The 18,419-nt window shown below is 67.1% G+C and carries 23 protein-coding genes; 15 read left to right on the forward strand and 8 right to left on the reverse strand.

The window, feature by feature from the left end; translation table 11 throughout:
• Nucleotides 1–38: 38 nt before the first annotated feature.
• From prs to AZOLI_RS28350, 3 genes are all read right to left on the reverse strand, one after another.
• Entirely contained in the window at nucleotides 39–950 is a 912-nt protein-coding gene (prs, locus tag AZOLI_RS28340; protein ID WP_014250094.1) for a ribose-phosphate diphosphokinase, read from the reverse strand.
• Between the two features lie 111 nt (nucleotides 951–1,061).
• Entirely contained in the window at nucleotides 1,062–1,589 is a 528-nt protein-coding gene (locus AZOLI_RS28345; RefSeq protein WP_014250095.1) for a hypothetical protein, read from the reverse strand.
• A 93-nt stretch (nucleotides 1,590–1,682) separates the two neighbouring features.
• Nucleotides 1,683–1,871, reverse strand: a complete 189-nt coding sequence (locus AZOLI_RS28350; protein ID WP_044553529.1) for a hypothetical protein — start codon at nucleotides 1,869–1,871, stop codon at nucleotides 1,683–1,685.
• Nucleotides 1,872–1,982: 111 nt separating this feature from the next.
• Here AZOLI_RS28350 and AZOLI_RS28355 point away from each other — a divergent pair, with 111 nt between their 5' ends.
• Nucleotides 1,983–2,387: a hypothetical protein gene (locus tag AZOLI_RS28355; RefSeq protein ID WP_014250097.1), complete on the forward strand. Its 405-nt coding sequence runs from the start codon at nucleotides 1,983–1,985 to the stop codon at nucleotides 2,385–2,387.
• A gap of 44 nt (nucleotides 2,388–2,431) precedes the next feature.
• Here the strand turns inward: AZOLI_RS28355 and AZOLI_RS28360 are convergent, their stop codons facing one another.
• A complete protein-coding gene (locus AZOLI_RS28360) occupies nucleotides 2,432–3,559 on the reverse strand; it encodes a LysM peptidoglycan-binding domain-containing protein (protein WP_244442686.1) in 1,128 nt (375 codons plus the stop codon).
• A 195-nt stretch (nucleotides 3,560–3,754) separates the two neighbouring features.
• Nucleotides 3,755–4,069 carry a hypothetical protein gene (locus tag AZOLI_RS28365; protein WP_014250099.1) on the reverse strand — a complete coding sequence of 105 codons (315 nt, stop codon included), beginning with the start codon at nucleotides 4,067–4,069 and terminating at the stop codon, nucleotides 3,755–3,757.
• Nucleotides 4,070–4,211: 142 nt separating this feature from the next.
• Between AZOLI_RS28365 and AZOLI_RS28370 the strand changes: the two genes are divergently transcribed.
• The 6 genes from AZOLI_RS28370 (at nucleotide 4,212) to AZOLI_RS28395 (ending at nucleotide 9,894) form a co-directional block, all read left to right on the forward strand.
• A complete protein-coding gene (locus tag AZOLI_RS28370; protein ID WP_014250100.1) occupies nucleotides 4,212–4,796 on the forward strand; it encodes a TIGR00730 family Rossman fold protein in 585 nt (194 codons plus the stop codon).
• 131 nt (nucleotides 4,797–4,927) lie between these two features.
• Nucleotides 4,928–6,433: a replicative DNA helicase gene (locus tag AZOLI_RS28375; RefSeq protein WP_014250101.1), complete on the forward strand. Its 1,506-nt coding sequence runs from the start codon at nucleotides 4,928–4,930 to the stop codon at nucleotides 6,431–6,433.
• Complete coding sequence (alr, locus tag AZOLI_RS28380) at nucleotides 6,430–7,569, forward strand: alanine racemase (protein ID WP_162488497.1); 1,140 nt, start codon at nucleotides 6,430–6,432, stop codon at nucleotides 7,567–7,569. Before AZOLI_RS28375 ends, alr begins: the two co-directional genes overlap by 4 nt.
• Before the next feature lie 311 nt (nucleotides 7,570–7,880).
• Complete coding sequence (locus tag AZOLI_RS28385; RefSeq protein ID WP_014250103.1) at nucleotides 7,881–8,657, forward strand: MlaE family ABC transporter permease; 777 nt, start codon at nucleotides 7,881–7,883, stop codon at nucleotides 8,655–8,657.
• Nucleotides 8,658–8,682: 25 nt separating this feature from the next.
• On the forward strand, nucleotides 8,683–9,459 hold the full coding sequence (locus AZOLI_RS28390; RefSeq protein WP_014250104.1) for an ABC transporter ATP-binding protein: 777 nt from the start codon (nucleotides 8,683–8,685) through the stop codon (nucleotides 9,457–9,459).
• 204 nt (nucleotides 9,460–9,663) lie between these two features.
• Complete coding sequence (locus AZOLI_RS28395; protein WP_014250105.1) at nucleotides 9,664–9,894, forward strand: DUF1178 family protein; 231 nt, start codon at nucleotides 9,664–9,666, stop codon at nucleotides 9,892–9,894.
• A gap of 12 nt (nucleotides 9,895–9,906) precedes the next feature.
• Here the strand turns inward: AZOLI_RS28395 and AZOLI_RS28400 are convergent, their stop codons facing one another.
• A complete protein-coding gene (locus AZOLI_RS28400; RefSeq protein ID WP_014250106.1) occupies nucleotides 9,907–10,872 on the reverse strand; it encodes a peptidoglycan-binding domain-containing protein in 966 nt (321 codons plus the stop codon).
• A 248-nt stretch (nucleotides 10,873–11,120) separates the two neighbouring features.
• Between AZOLI_RS28400 and AZOLI_RS28405 the strand changes: the two genes are divergently transcribed.
• Complete coding sequence (locus AZOLI_RS28405; RefSeq protein ID WP_014250107.1) at nucleotides 11,121–11,411, forward strand: hypothetical protein; 291 nt, start codon at nucleotides 11,121–11,123, stop codon at nucleotides 11,409–11,411.
• 19 nt (nucleotides 11,412–11,430) lie between these two features.
• On the opposite strand, the gene AZOLI_RS28410 is transcribed toward AZOLI_RS28405, so the two are convergent.
• A complete protein-coding gene (locus AZOLI_RS28410) occupies nucleotides 11,431–11,850 on the reverse strand; it encodes a hypothetical protein (RefSeq protein ID WP_014250108.1) in 420 nt (139 codons plus the stop codon).
• Between the two features lie 328 nt (nucleotides 11,851–12,178).
• On the opposite strand from AZOLI_RS28410, the gene AZOLI_RS28415 reads away from it, so the two are divergent.
• Entirely contained in the window at nucleotides 12,179–12,412 is a 234-nt protein-coding gene (locus AZOLI_RS28415) for a hypothetical protein (protein ID WP_162488498.1), read from the forward strand.
• Nucleotides 12,409–13,017, forward strand: coding sequence for a hypothetical protein (locus AZOLI_RS28420; protein WP_044553535.1), 609 nt, complete (start codon nucleotides 12,409–12,411; stop codon nucleotides 13,015–13,017). The genes AZOLI_RS28415 and AZOLI_RS28420 overlap by 4 nt, the downstream gene beginning before the upstream one ends.
• An 18-nt stretch (nucleotides 13,018–13,035) precedes the next feature.
• Here the strand turns inward: AZOLI_RS28420 and AZOLI_RS28425 are convergent, their stop codons facing one another.
• Nucleotides 13,036–14,493 carry a GH1 family beta-glucosidase gene (locus AZOLI_RS28425; RefSeq protein WP_014250112.1) on the reverse strand — a complete coding sequence of 486 codons (1,458 nt, stop codon included), beginning with the start codon at nucleotides 14,491–14,493 and terminating at the stop codon, nucleotides 13,036–13,038.
• 215 nt (nucleotides 14,494–14,708) lie between these two features.
• Between AZOLI_RS28425 and AZOLI_RS28430 the strand changes: the two genes are divergently transcribed.
• The 5 genes from AZOLI_RS28430 (at nucleotide 14,709) to AZOLI_RS28450 (ending at nucleotide 18,299) form a co-directional block, all read left to right on the forward strand.
• Entirely contained in the window at nucleotides 14,709–14,903 is a 195-nt protein-coding gene (locus tag AZOLI_RS28430; RefSeq protein WP_014250113.1) for a twin transmembrane helix small protein, read from the forward strand.
• An 8-nt stretch (nucleotides 14,904–14,911) separates the two neighbouring features.
• On the forward strand, nucleotides 14,912–15,481 hold the full coding sequence (locus AZOLI_RS28435) for a cob(I)yrinic acid a,c-diamide adenosyltransferase (RefSeq protein ID WP_014250114.1): 570 nt from the start codon (nucleotides 14,912–14,914) through the stop codon (nucleotides 15,479–15,481).
• A gap of 152 nt (nucleotides 15,482–15,633) precedes the next feature.
• The gene (locus AZOLI_RS28440) at nucleotides 15,634–16,383 is read left to right on the forward strand and encodes an electron transfer flavoprotein subunit beta/FixA family protein (protein ID WP_044553537.1); all 750 of its coding nucleotides are present in this window, start codon (nucleotides 15,634–15,636) and stop codon (nucleotides 16,381–16,383) included.
• 15 nt (nucleotides 16,384–16,398) lie between these two features.
• Nucleotides 16,399–17,337 carry an electron transfer flavoprotein subunit alpha/FixB family protein gene (locus AZOLI_RS28445; RefSeq protein WP_014250116.1) on the forward strand — a complete coding sequence of 313 codons (939 nt, stop codon included), beginning with the start codon at nucleotides 16,399–16,401 and terminating at the stop codon, nucleotides 17,335–17,337.
• 83 nt (nucleotides 17,338–17,420) lie between these two features.
• Nucleotides 17,421–18,299, forward strand: coding sequence for a 3-hydroxybutyryl-CoA dehydrogenase (locus AZOLI_RS28450; protein ID WP_014250117.1), 879 nt, complete (start codon nucleotides 17,421–17,423; stop codon nucleotides 18,297–18,299).
• The last annotated feature ends 120 nt before the right edge of the window (nucleotides 18,300–18,419 follow it).

Genomic DNA, 18,419 nt, shown 5'->3' on the forward strand with positions numbered 1-18,419 from the left:
AAGCCGAATCGACTATGGAGAGAATGTTGCAGGACAGATCATTTGCTTACGAATGACTGAACGGCTTCTGCGATCAGGCCGCTGAGGGAAAGGCCGTTCGACGGATGCGGCACGCCATCGCAGGACAGCGGACGGCCGAGCCCCTCCGCCACGAAGCGTCCCGCGACCGTCTCGTTGAACAGGGCATGGACGCCGTACACCCGCACCGTGCCGGCCCCCAGCACCCGCGCCGCCCGCGCGCAGGAGAAGATCGTCTCGCCGGAGCTGATGACGTCGTCGACGATCACCACCGGGCGGCCGTGGATCGGCGCGTCGGGCGGCAGCGCGACCGTCACGTCGCGGTCGCCGCGCCGCTCCTTGCGCCCGACCACGCCGGTCAGACCGAGCGGACCGGCCACCGCCTCCACCAGCGGGGCCGACTCCTCGTCGGGGCCGACGACCACCGTGCCGGGCGCCACGCCGGCGGCGCGCAGATGGGCGGCGATGGGGGCCGCTCCGCTCAGGGCGATGGAGGGGCGGCCGACGAACACCTCGTCCAGCGTGTGGGTGCGGTGCAGGTGCGGCTCGACGCAGACGAACCGGTCGAAGCAACGGCCGAGCCACTCCCCGACCACCGTCTGGCTGACCGGTTCGCCCGGCTTGAAGATGGCGTCCTGGCGCATGTAGGCCATGTAGGGCGCCACCAGGCAGAGGTCGGTCGCCCCCTGGCGCCGCAGCACGGAGGAGGCGAGCGTCAGTTCCACCAGCTTGTCGTTCGGGCGGTCGAGCGAGCGGTAGACGATGGCGCGTTCCACCGGTTCGGGCAGGCGGACGAGGCTCTCTCCGTCGGGAAAGCGGTGCAACTCGGCGATGTGGCAGGGAATGTCCAGCGCCTGGGCCAGCCGGCGCGCCGCGTCCGCCGAATCCGGGAACCCGTAGACGGCCGTGTAGTTGCCCGTATTGCGGGGCATGCCCCATCTCCCTCTACCACCTTGGATGCGGGAAAGCTTGGCGCAGGCGGCACGGGCGGGTCAATGATGGCAAAAGGCGGACGCTGCGGCCCCTTGCCCCATCTTGTCGGCCTATGCCTTGGGGAGTCCGTTCTCTTCCCCGCGCTTGTCGTTCTCCGCCTCGTCCGCGTCGGACACGGCGGGATCCACATGGATGCTCTCGGCCTTGCGTGCCAGCCATTGGAAGGCGCCCAGCCCGACCACCAGCAGCGTGACCACCCCCAGCAGCATCACCGGATAGACCATGGCGGAGATCTCGCTGGTGCGCGCCTCGAACACCAGGACAAGCCCCTCCAGGCTGGCGGCGATGATGATGGTGGTCAGGAACTTGGTCAGGGTGCGGCGGGCTTCGTCGGCGCGTCGCAGCTCGCGTTCGCGGACGATCTCCTCCTCGTAGAGGTACTTGGCGATCTCGAAGACGGCTATGGCCAGCACGATCATCCCGACCCCTTCCAGCATGGCCGAGGTCAGCGCGTGGCTGTCCAGCGCCACCATCCCCTCCACGACGGTCAGGGCGGACAGGCCGATGAACAGCAGGGAGAACAGGCTGAGCGTCGCCGCCGCCAGCAGATACATCCCGCGCGCCGCCGTTTGGAACATCGTCCTTCCCCTTCCCGATGCTAACTGGTCCTTGGCAATGACAACGCGCGGGACACCCGGTCCGCCCGGCCGGCGCCGTCGGATTCGCCGGTTCTACCGGGGAACCTCTTCAGGGTGCCGGCGCATCGCCGACTTGCGGGTCGCGGAGGCGGGGACCTGTCCGCGGCTGGAGCGCTTCGACCTGCCGACGATCGTCCCGGCGATCCGCGTCAGCGAACGGATCGGATCGCCGCGCGAGGTGCTGTCCTTCGTCGTCGAAACCAGTATGATCCGCACCGCCATCGCCGCCGTCTGCGCCGGCCTGTATCTCCGTTTCGGGCGGGCGGGCGGGCTTCGACGCTGCCGCGGCGGGGGGACGCCCCGGCCAAGGCGCCCTTTAGGAATACTTGGATCATGAGCGACGCAAAGAACACGCTGCACGCCCTGCTGGACGCCTATCTGCGCTGCCCGGTGGACGCGGCGCGGAGCGAGCTGGAACAGGCGCTCCGCAGTTACCAGACCGACTGGATCCGCGCCCATGCCGGGGCCGACGCCCCGCCCCTGCCGGCGGCCGCTCCCGCTTCGGCGGCGAAGCCGGCGGTGTCCAAGCCGCGCTTCCCCATCGCGTCGGCCGACCTGGAGGTGTTGAAGCGCCTTGCCGACGGCTGGCCCGGCACCACCGCCGAGGTGGCGCGCTGGGCTTGGTTCGAAAACCGGGAACTGGTGGCGCTGGATCCGAATCCGGCCGGCGAAGGGCCGGAGGTTCTGCGCCTGACTCCGCTGGGCTGGGCCGCCATCGGCCGCCTGCCGCCGGACTGAACCGGCGGCCGGTTCGCCGGTCGCTTCACAGATCAGTTCACAGGTCAGTTCACTTGGGGCAGCGAGAAGATCTGGCCGGGATAGATCAGGTCCGGATCGCGGATCTGCTCGCGGTTGGCGGTGTAGATGGTGGTGTAGAGCATGCCGTCGCCATAGGTACGGCGGGCCAGCCGCCACAGGCTGTTGCCGGGCTGGACGACGATGCTGCGCCCGTCGGTTCCCCCGGCGGGCATGGCGGAGACCTGGACCGGCAGTTCGGCCCGCGCCACCACCTTGCCGGACTGGGTGACCTGATCGGCGCGCAGGGTGTAGATGCCGGGATCGATCAGCTTTTCCGGAATGAGCCGCCAGCCGCCCTTGGGGTCGGTGTGGGCGCGGCCGACCAGGATGTTGTCGAGATAGAGCTGCACCGCGCTGTTGGGCGCCGCCCGCCCGCCCAGCGCCACGCGGCCGGCGGGATCGTAGTCCATCGTCTCCACCGACACGCCGCCCGGCGGCGGCGGCGCGCCGTTGGCGGGAACCGGGGGAGCCTGCAGAACCGAGCTACCGCCCATGGCGGTGGACGCGCCGGCCAGCCCGTCGCGCGGAACCGCCACGGCCACCGCGGTGCCCTGCGCCGCCGGGTCGGTCGCAGCAGCCTGGGTCGTGCCGGCCCGATCGGCGGGCTTGGCTGCCTGATCGGGCACCATCACCACCACCACCTTGTCGGCGGGCAGCGGCGTGTCTGAACCGGGGCGGGCCTCCGTCAGGTTCAATTCGCGCGTGCCGGGGGGCAGCGGCTTGTCGGGCAGCATCACCCATTCGCCGCGCTGGTCGGCCTTGGCGGTGGCGACCGGCGTTCCCCCGTCGGTGACCGTCACCTGCGATCCCGGCGCCGCGCGGCCGGCCATCACCGTCGCCCCGTCCGGCGCCACCCGCACCACGTCGAAGCTGGGCGCCGCCGGCACTGCGGTGGGAGGGGGGGAGGCAGTGGGAACAGGAGCCGGTGCCGCAGCAGCATTCGCAGCTGCCGTCGGCTGGGTCGGCGCGGACTGAGTCGGCGCCGGCGAGGCGGCGGCAGGAGCAGCGGGAGCCGACGCCGTCGGAACCGGTGCCGGCACAGGGCTTCCGGCCGGCCACAGGGCAATCGCCGCCGCCCCGCCCACCAGAGCCACGCCCAAAGCTGCGAACAACGCGTTTCGTTTCACTGAGCACCCATCCGGCGGCCCGCCACCACGGCGGGATGAGCAACTATAGCAGAAGGATAGGTGCCAAAAGAATGGCGCCGTTGGAGCATTTCCATCGGCCAAACGGCTTCGATTGCCCCCAAAGATCAGGATTCGGGCGGGAATCGGGTGGATTCACTCCGTAGCCGGCACCGTCTTCAGTTAGGCGGCGATGGCGGCACGGCCTTCGGCTGTCAGTTTGGAGGTGCTGTTGCGCACCACCTCGCCCATGGCGCCGCCGACGATGTCGCCTTCCGGGGTCAGTCCGGTATCCAACAGCAGGGTCAGGTCGCCGTCTGACCAGTCGCCGATCCCCTTGCCCTGGGCGCCGGTCATCGTCTGCTGCCGGTCCTTGACCTGCTCGGCCGGATCGGCTGTGCCGGCGGTGCCGGCGGTGCCCGCCGACATGCCGAACAGCGCGAACATCAGACCGGCGACGGATGCCGCCGCAAGGACATTGACGACGCGGTTGCTCATGTGGTCCCTCCCGATGATGCCCTGGTTTAACGGTGCTTGTGCCGCTGTTGACGCGCGCCCTCTCCCGATATTCCATGGCTTTCACCGGATTGTTTGCGCCCCGCCCCGGGTGGGCGGCGGTGGCGAGAAAGGTTGACCCGCGATGAAGAGCCTGTCGTCCGTCTGCGTCTATTGCGGTGCATCCAGCCGCGTCGCCGATGTCTACAAGGAAGCCGCCCATGCGCTGGGCGACGGGCTGGCCCGGCGCGGCATCCGCATGGTCTATGGCGGCGGCCGGGTCGGGCTGATGGGCATCGCCGCCGACGCCGCCATCGCCGCCGGGGGCGAGGTGGTCGGCATCATCCCCGAACACATCCAGTCGGCGGAGATCGAGCATACCGGCCTGACCGAGCTGCACGTCGTCGACAGCATGCACACCCGCAAGCGCATGATGGTGGAGCGCGCCGACGCCTTCGTCATCCTGCCGGGCGGACTCGGCACGCTGGACGAGGCCTTCGAGATCCTGACCTGGAAGCAGCTGCAGCTGCACGACAAGCCGATCGTCATCGCCGACGTCGACGGCTATTGGCGCCCGCTGCTCGGGCTGATCGACCATATGGTCGCCCAGGGCTTCGCCCGCATCGACCGCTCCGCCCTCTACAGCGTCGCCGACCACGTCGATGCGGTGTTCGAGGCTTTGGAGGTGGCACCCGCCCCCGCCCATCCGGACCAGCCGAAGAAGCTCTGAGGCAGGGTCAACCCTTCCCGCGGTTATCCCCAGACTTCCCAGCCTGTGGATAACTTCTGTGCACAGCTTTTGTGGAGGGTTCCCCGCCCTTCGCAGAGCGTTCCCGTTCTGTTTCTGCTATTGTGTCCTTCATGAGCAACCAGACCTCATCGCTGTTCGATCCCCGCCCCTCCGCCGCGGTCAAGCCGACGGCCGAGTACCGCACGCCCCCCAACAACGAGGAGGCGGAGCAGGCGCTGCTGGGCGCGATCCTGGTCAACAACAAGGCCTATGAGAAGGTCGGCGAGTTCCTGCGGCCGGAGCATTTCTACGACCCGGCCCACCAGCGCATCTTCGCCGCCATCACCAAGATGATCGACCGCGGCCAGATCGCGAATCCGGTCACCCTGAAATCGCTGTTCGACAACGATCCGGAACTGGCGGTCGAAGGCGGCAGCGCCTATCTGGCCGAACTGGCGGCCAACGTCGTGACGGTGGTCAACGCCGCCGATTACGGCAAGACCATCCACGACCTGTTCATCCGCCGGCAGCTGATCGAGGTCGGCACCGACATGGTGAACGAGGCGTATCGCCACGACCTCGACATCACCGCGCTGGACCAGATCGGCGAGGCGGAAAAGCAGCTGTTCGACCTCGCCTCGACCGGCGACGTGCAGGGCGGCTTCGTCGCCTTCGGCGAGTCGGTCAAGCATGCCATCGCCACCGCCGAGGTGGCCTTCCGCCGCTCCAGCCACGTCACCGGCGTCACCACCGGCCTGATCGACATCGACCGAAAGCTGGGCGGCCTGCACCCGTCGGACCTGATCATCCTCGCCGGGCGCCCGTCGATGGGCAAGACGGCGCTGGCCACCAACATCGCCTTCAACGCCGCTAAGGCGCATATGCGCTCCTCCGGCCAGGAAGGCGGCGTGGTCGGCTTCTTCTCGCTGGAAATGTCGGCGGAACAGCTCGCCACCCGTATCCTCGCCGACGAGGTGCAGGTGCCCGGCGACAAGATCCGCCGCGGCGAGATCCGCGACACCGACTTCCCGAAATTCGTCCAGGCCAGCCAGGATCTGGCGCGCTGCCCCTTCTATGTCGACGACACGCCGGCCCTGTCGGTCGCCGCGGTGCGCACCCGCTGCCGGCGGCTGAAGCGCACCTCCGGCCTCAGCATGGTGGTGGTCGACTATCTCCAGCTGCTGCGCGGCTCGTCGTCGCGCGGTTCGGAGAACCGGGTGCAGGAAATCTCGGAGATCACCCGCGGCCTGAAGGCCATCGCCAAGGAACTGGACGTGCCGGTGGTGGCTCTGTCGCAGTTGAGCCGCGCGGTGGAGCTTCGCGAGGACAAGCGTCCGCAGCTGGCCGACCTTCGCGAATCGGGCTCGATCGAGCAGGACGCCGACGTCGTGATGTTCGTTTTCCGCGAACAGTATTATCTTGAGCGCGCCGAGCCTTCGCGCCGGCCCGACGAGAGCGACGACAAGTTCAACGACCGTTATCAGCGCTGGCAGCAGCGCCTGGGCGAGGTGCACAACACCGCCGAGGTGATCATCGCCAAGCAGCGTCACGGTCCGATCGGCACCGTCCGTCTCTACTTCGACGGCCAGTTCACCAAGTTCGGCGATCTCGACCAGCACCACCAGAGCGACGAGTGACCAAAGTGACGAGCGACCTGAACCCGCGCGCCGGCGCCATCCTCACCGTGGATCTCGGCGCCGTCGTCGCCAACTGGACGCAGCTCCGCGACCGCGTCGCCCCGGCGGAATGCTCCGCCGTGGTCAAGGCCGACGCCTATGGGCTGGGGGTGGCGCGCGTCGTGCCGGCTCTGGCCGCCGCCGGCTGCCGCACCTTCGTCGTCGCCCAGTTCGAAGAGGCGCTGGCCGTCCGCCGGGCGTTGAAGCCGGTCGCTCCGGAGGCCCAAGAGGAGGTGCAAATCTTCTCGCTGGGCGGCCTGCCCGCGGGGTGCGAGGGGGATTTCATCGCCAACCGCATCCTGCCGGTGCTGAACCATCTGGGCGAGATCGCCGCCTGGCGGGCCTTCGCCACCTCGCGGGGGGAGGTCCTGCCGGCGGTGATCCACATCGACACCGGCATGAACCGCCTGGGCCTCGGCCCCGACGAGTTGGACGAACTCGCCGGCCATCCGGAATGGCTGGAAGGCATCGACGTCCGCTATTGGATGACCCACCTCGCCTGCGCCGACGAGTTCGACAGCCCGATGACCGGGGAGCAGCTCGACCGCTTCCGCGCGGCGCTGGCCCGGCTGCCGAAGGCGAAGGCGAGCTTTGCCAATTCGTCCGGCATCTTCCACGGCAAGGACCATCATTTCGACCTCGCCCGGCCGGGCTGCGCGCTCTACGGCGTCAACCCGACGCCGCATCTGCCCAACCCGATGCTGGGTACGGTGCGCCTGGACGCGAGGCTGCTGCAGGTCCGCAACTGCACGGTTCCGATGACGGTCGGTTATGGCGCCGCCCACAAGGTCACCGGTCCGGCGCGGATCGCGACCATCGGCGTCGGCTATGCCGACGGCTACATGCGGGCGCTGGGCGGCAAGGGGCATGTCTTCGTCGACGGCGTCGCCGCCCCCATCGTCGGCCGCATCTCCATGGACCTCATCACCATCGACGTCACCGGCCTGCCGGAGTCGGTGGCCCATGCCGGCCGCATGGTCGAGCTGATCGGCCCCAACCGCCCGGTCGACACGGTGGCGGCGGAGGGCGGGACCATCGGCTACGAAATCCTGACCTCGCTCGGCCGACGTTATCACCGGGTTTACGTCGGGGGATAATAGGCAAGGTGCAGAGCCTTGCCAGACGTTCTGTCTCACCTGACAAGATTTACACGGATTACACGGATTTTTATTTTACTGGCCGGGTGAATACCTGGACCGAAAAGCCAAGACCGATCCAAGCGGCATCCGTGAAATCCGTGTCTAAATCCGTGACATCCGTGTCATTGTTGCCCGGCATAGCCGAGCTTTCCCGCGCCGCGTCGAACCCATCGCCCCTCCATTGCAAAGTCCAAGGATGACCGCGGCGTTCATCGGTGCTATGACCGCAGCGCCCAAATGAGTCTCAAACCAAGGATGCGGGCCGACTGATGGGTTTCCTCGCCGCTACCGGCCGGGCCTTCCTGATCTTCCTGGAAGCAACCGGACGCCTTGCCCTGTTCACCGGGTCCGCCCTGTCGCACTGCGTGCGCCCGCCGCTCTATCCACGGCAGATCCTGCGCCAGATGATCGACATCGGCTATTATTCGCTGCCGGTGGTCGGGCTGACGGCGCTGTTCACCGGCATGGTGCTGGCCCTGCAGAGCTACAGCGGCTTTTCCCGCTTCCAGGCCGAGGGCGCCATCGCCACGGTGGTGGTGCTGTCGATCACGCGCGAACTGGGGCCGGTTCTGGCCGGCCTGATGGTCGCCGGCCGCATCGGTGCCGCCATGGCCGCCGAGATCGGCACCATGCGGGTCACCGAGCAGATCGACGCGCTCTCCACGCTGTCCACCAATCCGTACAAGTATCTGGTGGCGCCGCGGCTGATCGCCGGCCTGACCATGGTGCCGCTGCTGGTGATCGTCGCCGACATCATCGGCGTGTTCGGCGGTTTCCTGGTCGGTGTCTACCGGCTGGACTTCAACGCCGCCAGCTACATCAACCGCACCTGGGAATTCCTGGAACCGCTGGACGTCATCTCCGGTCTGGTCAAGGCGGCGATCTTCGGCTTCCTGATCGCGCTGATGGGCTGTTACCACGGTTACCACTCCAAGGGCGGCGCCCAGGGCGTGGGTGCGGCGACCACCAACGCGGTGGTCTCGGCCTCGATCATGATCCTGGTGTGGAACTATCTCATCACCGGCCTCTTCTTCTCGACCAAGTGAGCGGCATTTTAGGAGCACTGGGCCTATGACCACTGTCCCCAAGATCGCGCTCAAGGGCGTCACCAAGCATTTCGGCCCGAAGAAGGTGCTGAACGGCATCGATCTGGAGGTGGCGAAGGGCGAGTCGCTGGTCGTCATCGGCGGGTCGGGCACCGGCAAATCGGTGATGCTGAAGAGCGTCCTCGGCCTGCTGACGCCGGATTCCGGCTCGATCCAGGTCGATGGCGTGGAGACGACCCGCCTGCGCTCGCGCGAGCGGGAGAAGATGCTGCACAAGTTCGGCATGCTGTTCCAGGGCGCCGCCCTGTTCGACAGCCTGACGGTCTGGGAAAACGTCGCCTTCGGCCTGATCCAGGGCGAGCATATGCCGCGCGCCCAGGCCAAGGAGATCGCCGTCGCCAAGCTGGGCGCCGTCGGCCTGACACCCGACGTGGCGGAGCTGTCGCCGGCGGAGCTGTCGGGCGGCATGCAGAAGCGCGTCGGCCTTGCCCGCGCCATCGCCGACGAGCCCGAGATCATCTTCTTCGACGAGCCGACGACCGGCCTCGACCCGATCATGGCCGACGTCATCAACGAGCTGATCGTGCAGTGCGTGAAGGATCTCGGCGCCACCGCTGTCACCATCACCCACGACATGGCGTCGGCCCGCAAGATCGCCGACCGCATCGCCATGATCTATCAGGGCCGCATCATCTGGACCGGCCACGCCCGCGACATCGACAATTCGGGCAACGCCTATGTCGACCAGTTCGTCCATGGCCGGGCGGACGGGCCGATCAAGATGCAGATCAAGGCGCTCTGAGCGGAACGATCCCGGGAACTTGCCGATTTTCGAACCGGGTGCGATTCCAGCCCGTGACGTTCAGGTCCTCCGATATCGACGGAGCCTTCCTCGGCATGGGGATCACCGAATCGCGCTGAGGGGTAGCGATTGATGCAGATCCTGGCGGGGCTGTGGACGGTTGGCTAGAACGGCGGCCGGGATTCCGCTTTTCGAGGCTCCGCAATGATCGTCTACGCCCTGCACTGCGCCTGCGGCCATGATTTCGACCAGTGGTTCGACAATATGGCCGATTACGACGCCAAGAAGGCTGTCGGCATTCCCTGCCCGTCCTGCGGCGGGACCGAGGTCGCCAAGGCCATCATGGCCCCGCGTGTCGGCAAGTCGCAGCCGGCCCCGGCCCCCGCCTGCGCACCCGGCGGCTGCGGTGGGGGCGGCTGTCCGATGATGATGTGAGGGGGGCGACGCTCAGCGCCTCCGCGCCTCCGCCGTCAGCCGCGGCTCGATGGTCAGTTCTTCCCGGCGGCGCGGGCTGCCGAAGCTCGGCTCGACTCGCGACTCGCGCGGCCGGTCGTCGCCGGCCGGCGCCCGGCTGAGCGGATCGACACCGCGCCCGCTGCGCCACCAGGCGAAGCCGAGACCGCCCAGCGTCGCGGCGAGCAGCCCGGCCACACCGGCGCGCGCGGCATTCGACTGCCACACCGACGTGCCGCCGCCGACCGCCACCGGTTCCTCCACCGGAACCGGCTTGCCGTCGGGGTTGGTCGCCGATACCGCCCCGCGCGGAGCCGCCTGCGGAGCCGGTCCCTGGGAGGCGGTGGAGGCGGGGGTGGCGGGGGTGGTGGCGGACTGGCCCGCTGCCGGCCGCGCCGCAACCGGCGCCACCGAAGCGGAAGCCGCCGCGGGCGCCTGAGGGCGCGGAGCCGCGGCCGGCGTGCTGTGGCCGGTGGAAGAGGAGGAAGACTGGCTGGACGGTGCCGACACCGGCGCGCCGCCGAACTGGGCCATGCCGCCGACGCTCTCGTTGCCGGATTCGACCCGGCCGGTGGGGGCGGCGCGCGGCGTCACCTCTTTCTCGTGGCGGGTCTGGCCGACCTGGCTCTTGGACAGGCTGCCCATGGTGGGGGCGGCCTTCTTCTCGCGCTCGCCCATCATCTTGTTGACGGTGGCCTGATCGAGATTGCCGGTGGCGGGCAGGCCGACCGACTTCTGGTAGGCGCTGAGCGCGGAGCGGGTCTCCGGCGTCATCTGGCCCTTGGCCCGGCCGCCGATGTTGTAGCCCTTGTCCTTCAGGAAGGTCTGCGCCCACTGGATATCGGCCGTCGATACCTCCGCCCATGCGGAACCCGGCGTCCAGAGCGCAAGACCCGACACCACCACTGCAACAGCCGCCACCGCGGCGCCACCACGCACCCGCCGCGAAATCCCAGACATCGCCTTATCCCTCCGTCCGTGACGCCAGACCGATTTCAGAGCCACGACACTCCCCCCGCGAATCGGGGACAGGGATCGTGTTACCAGATTGTGCCGCTTTTCCGGCGGCGATTTTAGTGCGTCTGCGTTGTCCGCCACGCAGCGTTGCCGAAAAGGCGCGTTCCCGGAAATGGTGTGCGAAAATGGATCGGAAAAGGCCGGACGTGGTAGCGTCAATTCGGGGGCAACATGTCGAATGCAGGGGCGCCATGACCGGGTTCGAGAACGCATCTCCGTGGATCAGGCCGGGCGGACCGGCGATTGCCGTCCTGTCCGCCATCCTCCTGCTGTCGGGCTGCAGCAGCCCGCCGGCCTATCGGGAGTGGACCGCCAGCCCCGACGTGCCGACCATCGCCTATGACGAATGCACCGAGCAGGTGGACCACACCATGCGCCTGCGCGGCTACCCCCTGCGCCCGCTGCCGGAAACGCCGCAATACGGCTATCGCAAGGAGATCTTCGCGCTGTGCATGCGCCGCAAGGGCTACGCGACGGAGTGACCGCCTTCCGCCCGCCCCTTCATCTCCCGCCGGCCAAATGCAGGTAGGCCAAGGCGCCGGCAAAGGTGCCGATCAGGATCACCGCCAGATAGACCCGCAACGGCAAAGCCACGGGTTCCACCGCCTTGCGCTTGCGATCCGGTTTCCCGGCCGGCGCCGCCTTCGGAGCCGGGCGGACGCGTCCCCCCGTCCCCGGTCCCTTTGTGGGGTCGTACAGCTCGATCAGCGTCCAGTTGAACTCCATGCCCTCATAGCCGGAGTCGGCGTTGTAATCGAGCTGGATCAGCCGGAAATAGGCCCGCGGGTTGATGCCGACCATCCGGTCGAAGCGGGCCTTGGCATGGGCAAGCTCCTCCCCCACCTCAAGCGTCTTCCAGCCCTTGCCGCGCGCCTTCTGGATGGCGAATCGGGTCGGCTGAGGCGGGCGCGGGGTCGGCATGACGAGAAGACCAGCTCGGAAAGAGTTGGACACTGTTTATCACGAATGGACCAGTCCATGTGTATGCATTTACCACGCTTCCACAAGGTGTGGTCAAAATTTGTCGCAGACCAAGCACCTCCTACAGGCTTTCCGCAATTGGAGCGGAGTGGGATTCATGCTATATTTCCAAGCACATCGCTTATAGAAGAGCGATAATCCCACACACAAATGCAATCAATGGCTTCTTCACATCGATATTGACAATAGCCTTCCAATCCATAAAGTCCCGGCCCATTCCTGGTCCGGGACAACAAGCGTTTGGAGGCAAACAGGGATGGAGTTGGCGATGAGCAAGCCTGACGATCGGGACACACAGGACGGATCTCTCGAAGAGTTCGAGGAACTTGTTCGCAATCCCGCCATTCGCTCGGTGTCGCGCTGGGTTCTGCCGAACAAGGACACTCCCTTCGACAGCACCATACAGAAGGCGCTTTTTGTCAGCCAGCTGGATGATTTTTTCAATCTTTCCACACGTGCGTTCAAGGGCATTTCCGCGAAGGATGAAGAAACCGGATTATGACGGATCAGGATTTAGAGAAGGAATTTGATCGCACCCTTTCGCAAGAAGAAACTGACCGGCGCGTCGCTGAAAGGGCAAAGTTCTTTTTTGAGAGTTTCCAGGCATACAATAAGAAGCTGATCACTATTGGGTTCACCGGTGCCGTCATGAACAAGACGCTGCTGGTGAATTGTGTGGAAAGCTATTTTTCCGATATCGAACGCCTCAAGCGTTTCCACCGGATGCCGATCGCCAACCGCTACAAGCGTGCTGGCTATACGCTCAAGTGGTTTGGCCGCATCCGTCCTATCCAGCTGACCCAAACGCCGGTGCAGCACCGGACGACCAATCCCGACGGCTCCTACGCCCGAGAGGAAATCGATCCGGTCATTGAACGCTGCATGCTGATCAACGCCGACTTCGCGCTTATCCACGCGTTGATCTGGGTCGGTGCCGATCCAAAACAGGTGTCGGAAGACGTGTGGCGCGAATTGCTTTACACCGTCCATTATCGCGATATAGACGGTGGGGTAATGGCTCAGTACCTGCACCAAATCGCATTGCGTTGGCCCTCGGCCTCACCAGACAAGACTCAAACCGAGGAAGCAGCCGCGCCATCGGCCTGAGCCGCGCCGGCTTCACACTCAGCGCAGCGGAACCGCGTTGTTGCGGATGACCGAGGCGTACCAGTCGTAGCTGGCCTTCGGCTTGCGCTCCATCGTCTTGCGGTCGACCTGGACCAGTCCGAACTTGCGGCGGTAGCCCTCCGACCATTCGAAATTGTCCAGCAGCGTCCAGGCCATATAGCCCTTGAGGTTGCAGCCCTCATCGATCGCCTTGGCAGCGGCCAGCAGATGGTCGCGCAGGTAGCCGATGCGGTCGCGGTCGTTCACCCGGCCGTCCGGGCCGACCGTATCGGGATAATCGGCGCCATTCTCCGTCACATAGACCGGCGGGTTGCCGTACATCTCCTGCAGTTCGGCCAGAATCTCGGTCAGCCCGTCCGGCTCGACCGGCCAGTCCATGCCGGTCTTGCGCGTGCCCTCCGGCGCCGAGCCGTAGCCGGTGCCGAACAGCCCCTGCGGATCGGGCTGCTGGTGCATGCGGCTGTAATAGTTGACACCGAGAAAGTCGACCGGCTGCTCGATGCGCTCCAGGTCGCCGGGCTTGGCGATGCGGGCGAAATCGGCCTCCAGCAGTGCCGGGAAGCGGCCCTTGAACAGCGGGTCGAGGCAGGAGCGGTTCCACACCGCGTCCCACATCAGCGATGCCGGATAATTCGAATCGAGTCCCCCCACCGGCCAGGACGGCTGCAGCGACAGCACGGTGCCGAGTTGCCAGTTCTTACCCCCCACCTGCCGCAGCGCGGCCAGCGCCGTGCCCTGGGCGAGGTTCTGGTGATGGATGGCCTTCAGGCAGGTGTCGCGGCCGGTCATCCCCGGCGCATGCCCGCCGGTGCCGTGGCCGAAGATGGCGACCACCGACGGCTCGTTCAGCATCACCCAGTTCCTGGCGCGGTCGCCCAGCCGGGCGGTGACCGCCAGCGCGTAGTCGGTGAACCAGCCGGCGATGTCGCGGTTGGTCCAGCCGCCGCGGTCCTGCAGGGCCTGGGGCAAATCCCAGTGGAACAGGCAGGGCCAGGGCTGGATGCCCTTGGCCAGCAGCGCGTCGGTCAGCCGGTCGTAGAAGTCGAGCCCCTTGGCATTCACCGCACCGGTGCCCTGTGGCATCACCCGCGGCCAGGCGATGGAGAAGCGGTAGGCCTTCATGCCGGCCCGCGCCATCAGCTCCACATCCTCGGCATAGCGGTGGTAGTGGTCGCAGGCGATGTCGCCGGTGTCGCCGTTGGCGATCCGCCCGAAGGAATGGCTGTAGGTGTCCCAGACGCTGGGGCCGCGCCCATCCTCCGCCACCGCCCCTTCGATCTGGTAGCTGGAGGTGGAGACGCCCCACAGGAACCCCTCTGGGAAGGCGACCGTCCGGGTTGCCGAGTCGGGCGCCGCCTGCACGCCCTCGCGGGTCAGTGCGGCCATCGCGCCGCCGCCGGCCGCCGCGGCCGCCGTCACCTTCAGGGCCGTCTTCAGGAAACTCCGCCGCCGCATCGCCCGCATCTCCGCATCCGCCGCCCAACCGGGCTGTGGCCGTCCGTCGCCGCGCACTGTATGCAGTCCATCGGCTTTGGCAACCGGGTGATTACCCGGATCGGCGATTCTTCCGGCGCGCGGCCCCCCAACATCCCATCCATTGCATCCCATCCATTGCATCGCATCGAAGGGCAGCCATAGGCGCCGGGGCCATCGCGGTCTATATTGGCGCCATGCACGATCTCTTCCCCATCCTGATGGTCCTGGCGATGCTGGCGGTGGTCGGCTCGCTCTTCGTCGGCCTCTTCTTCATGGCCCGCGGCGGCAGGGGCGACCCGCGCCGTTCCAACAAGGCGATGCGCCTGCGCGTGATCCTGCAGGGCGCGGCACTGCTGCTGTTCGTCATCGCCATCCTGATCAAAGACTGACGGTTCCCATGGTAAAGCTGACCAAGATCTACACGCGCGGCGGCGACGCCGGCGAAACCTCGCTCGGCGACGGCAGCCGGGTGCCGAAGCACGACCGCCGCGTCGCCGCCTACGGCACGGTGGACGAGGCGAACGCCGTCATCGGCATGGCGCGCCTCCATACCCATGACTGGCCGGAGGCCGACGCGATGCTCGGCCGCATCCAGAACGACCTGTTCGACCTGGGCGCCGACCTCTGCACGCCGGAGGAGGAGGAGCCGAGATACCCGCCGCTGCGCATCGTCCAGGCCCAGGTCGACCGGCTGGAGGCGGAGATCGACGCGATGAACGCCGGTCTGGCGCCGCTGACCTCCTTCATCCTTCCCGGCGGCTCTGCGGCCGCGGCCCATCTGCATCTGGCGCGCACCGTGGTGCGCCGGGCGGAGCGGCTGATGACCGATCTGGCGCGCCACGAACCGGTGACGGGGGCGGCGCTGAAATACGTCAACCGGCTGTCGGACCACCTGTTCGTCCTGAGCCGGGTGGTGAACCGCAACGGGGCGGACGACGTGCTGTGGGTTCCCGGCGCCAACCGGTAGGAGTTTGCCGCCGAATCCGGCCTGAACCGCTGCCGGCGCTTCGGGCGCATCATTGACAGTGGTAATGCCAGATCCTATGGTCCGTTCGCAACCACAGCAATTTTCGCGGTGTTCGCCGTAATAAGGCGCGCGCTCAGCAGCCAGGGTGAGTTATGAAAGTCCTCGTCCCCGTTAAGCGAGTGGTCGACTACAACGTAAAGATCCGCGTCAAGGCGGATGGCAGCGGCGTCGAGACCGCCAACGTGAAGATGAGCATGAACCCCTTCGACGAGATCGCCGTCGAAGAGGCGGTGCGCCTGAAGGAGGCCGGCAAGGCGACCGAGATCGTCGTCGTCTCCATCGGTCCGGCCCAAGCGCAGGAGACGCTGCGCACCGCTCTCGCCATGGGTGCCGACCGCGCCATCCTGGTGCAGACCGATATGGAGACCCAGCCGCTGGCCGTCGCCAAGCTGCTGAAGGCACTGGTCGAGAAGGAGGCGCCGGGGATGGTGATCCTCGGCAAGCAGGCCATCGACGACGACTGCAACCAGACCGGCCAGATGCTGGCGGCTCTGCTCGGCTGGGGCCAGGGCACCTTCGCCTCGAAGATCGTGGCCGGTGACGGCGCGGTCGCAGTGACGCGCGAGATCGACGGCGGCCTGGAGACGGTCGAGCTGAAGCTGCCGGCAGTGGTCACCGCCGACCTGCGCCTCAACGAGCCGCGCTACGCCTCGCTGCCCAACATCATGAAGGCGAAGAAGAAGCCGCTGGAGACCATCACCCCCGACAGCCTGGGCGTCGACGTGACCCCGCGCCTGACCACGCTGAAGGTGGTTGAGCCGCCGAAGCGTCAGGCCGGCATCAAGGTGCCGGACGTCGCCGCACTGGTCGACAAGCTCAAGAACGATGCGCGCGTGATCTGAGGGGATGAACTGACCATGGCCAACATTCTCGTCATCGCGGAACACGACGGCGCGTCGCTGAAGCCCGCCACCCTGAACGCCGTCACCGCCGCTTCGAAGATCGGTGGGGACATCCATGTCCTGGTCGCCGGCAAGGGCGCCCAGGCCGCCGCCGATGCAGCCGCCAAGGTCGCCGGCGTCGCCAAGGTGCTGCTGGCCGACGATGCGGCCTATGAGCACCAGCTGCCGGAGGACGTCGCGCCGCTGGTGGTCGCCACCGCCAAGAGCGGTTACGGCCATGTCCTGGCCGGCGCCACCTCGGTCGGCAAGAACCTTCTGCCGCGTGTCGCCGCCCTGCTGGATGTCGCCGCCATCTCCGACATCACCGCGGTGGTCTCCGCCGACACCTTCGAGCGGCCGATCTACGCCGGCAACGCGATTGCCACCGTGCAGTCGGCCGATGCGGTGAAGGTCATCACCGTCCGCACCACCGCTTTCGAGACCGCCGCCGCCGAAGGCGGTTCGGCCTCGGTCGAGGCGGTGTCGGGCGCCGGTGCCGCCGGCCTGTCGAGCTTCGTCTCGGCCGAGCTGACCAAGTCGGAGCGGCCGGAACTGACCGCCGCCCGCGTGGTGGTGTCGGGTGGCCGCGGCATGCAGTCGGGCGAGAATTTCCCGATGCTGGAGGCCCTGGCCGACAAGCTGGGTGCCGCGGTGGGCGCCAGCCGCGCCGCCGTGGACGCGGGCTTCGTGCCGAACGATTATCAGGTCGGGCAAACCGGCAAGATCGTGGCGCCCGAGCTGTACATCGCCGTCGGCATCTCCGGTGCGATCCAGCACCTCGCCGGCATGAAGGACAGCAAGGTGATCGTCGCGATCAACAAGGATGAGGAAGCGCCCATCTTCCAGGTCGCCGATTACGGCCTCGTCGCGGACCTGTTCAAGGCCGTGCCGGAGCTGACGGACAAACTTGGATAAGGCGCGCTGATCCGGATCGCGGTCGAGGGGGAAACTCTCCTCGACCGCGGTCCTTCTACCCACATCCTTCGCGGGACAGCCCCATGACCACGATCAAGAAGATTGGCATCATCGGCGCCGGCCAGATGGGCAGCGGTATCGCCCAGGTCTGCGCCCAGGCCGGCTATGATGTCGTCCTGTCCGACATCAGCGACGCGGTCCTGGAAAAGGCGCTCGCCAACATCGGCCGGAATTACGACCGCCAGATCCAGAAGGGCAAGCTGGAGGAAGCGGAGAAGACCGCCGCCCTCGGCCGCATCACCACCGGCACCGACCTGTCGGTGTTCGGCGAGTCCGATCTGGTGATCGAGGCCGCGACCGAGAACGAGGCGCTGAAGCGCGACCTGCTGAAGAAGCTGGTCCCGCATCTGAAGCCGGAGGCGCTGATCGCGACGAACACCTCGTCGATCTCGATCACCCGTCTGGCCGCGGCGACCGACCGTCCGGCCAAGTTCATGGGCATGCACTTCATGAACCCGGTGCCGGTGATGCAGCTGGTCGAGCTGATCCGCGGCATCGCCACCGACGAGCCGACCTTCAACGCCATCAAGGAACTGACGCTGGCCATCGGCAAGACCGCCGCGGTCGCCGAGGATTTCCCGGCCTTCATCGTCAACCGCATCCTGCTGCCGATGATCAACGAGGCCGTCTACACCCTCTACGAGGGCGTCGGCGGCGTCGAGGCCATCGACACGGCGCTGAAGCTGGGCGCCAACCACCCGATGGGCCCGCTGGAGCTGGCCGACTTCATCGGCCTGGACACCTGTCTGGCGGTGATGCAGGTGCTGTACGAAGGCCTCGCCGACAGCAAGTACCGCCCCTGCCCGCTGCTGGTGAAGTATGTCGAGGCCGGCTGGATCGGCAAGAAATACGGCCGCGGCTTCTACGACTACTCGCAGACGCCGCCGGTGCCGACGCGCTGAGGATTTGCGACGTTTGTTTGGGAAGGCCCGCCCTGGGAAACCGGGGCGGGTTTTTTGTTGGAGAGGGGTTGGCCGCCGATGCCCCCTCCCCAACCCTCCCCCGCGTTCCGCGGGAGAGGG

Source organism: Azospirillum lipoferum 4B, assembly GCF_000283655.1.
In the GTDB taxonomy this organism is placed as follows: domain Bacteria; phylum Pseudomonadota; class Alphaproteobacteria; order Azospirillales; family Azospirillaceae; genus Azospirillum; species Azospirillum lipoferum_C.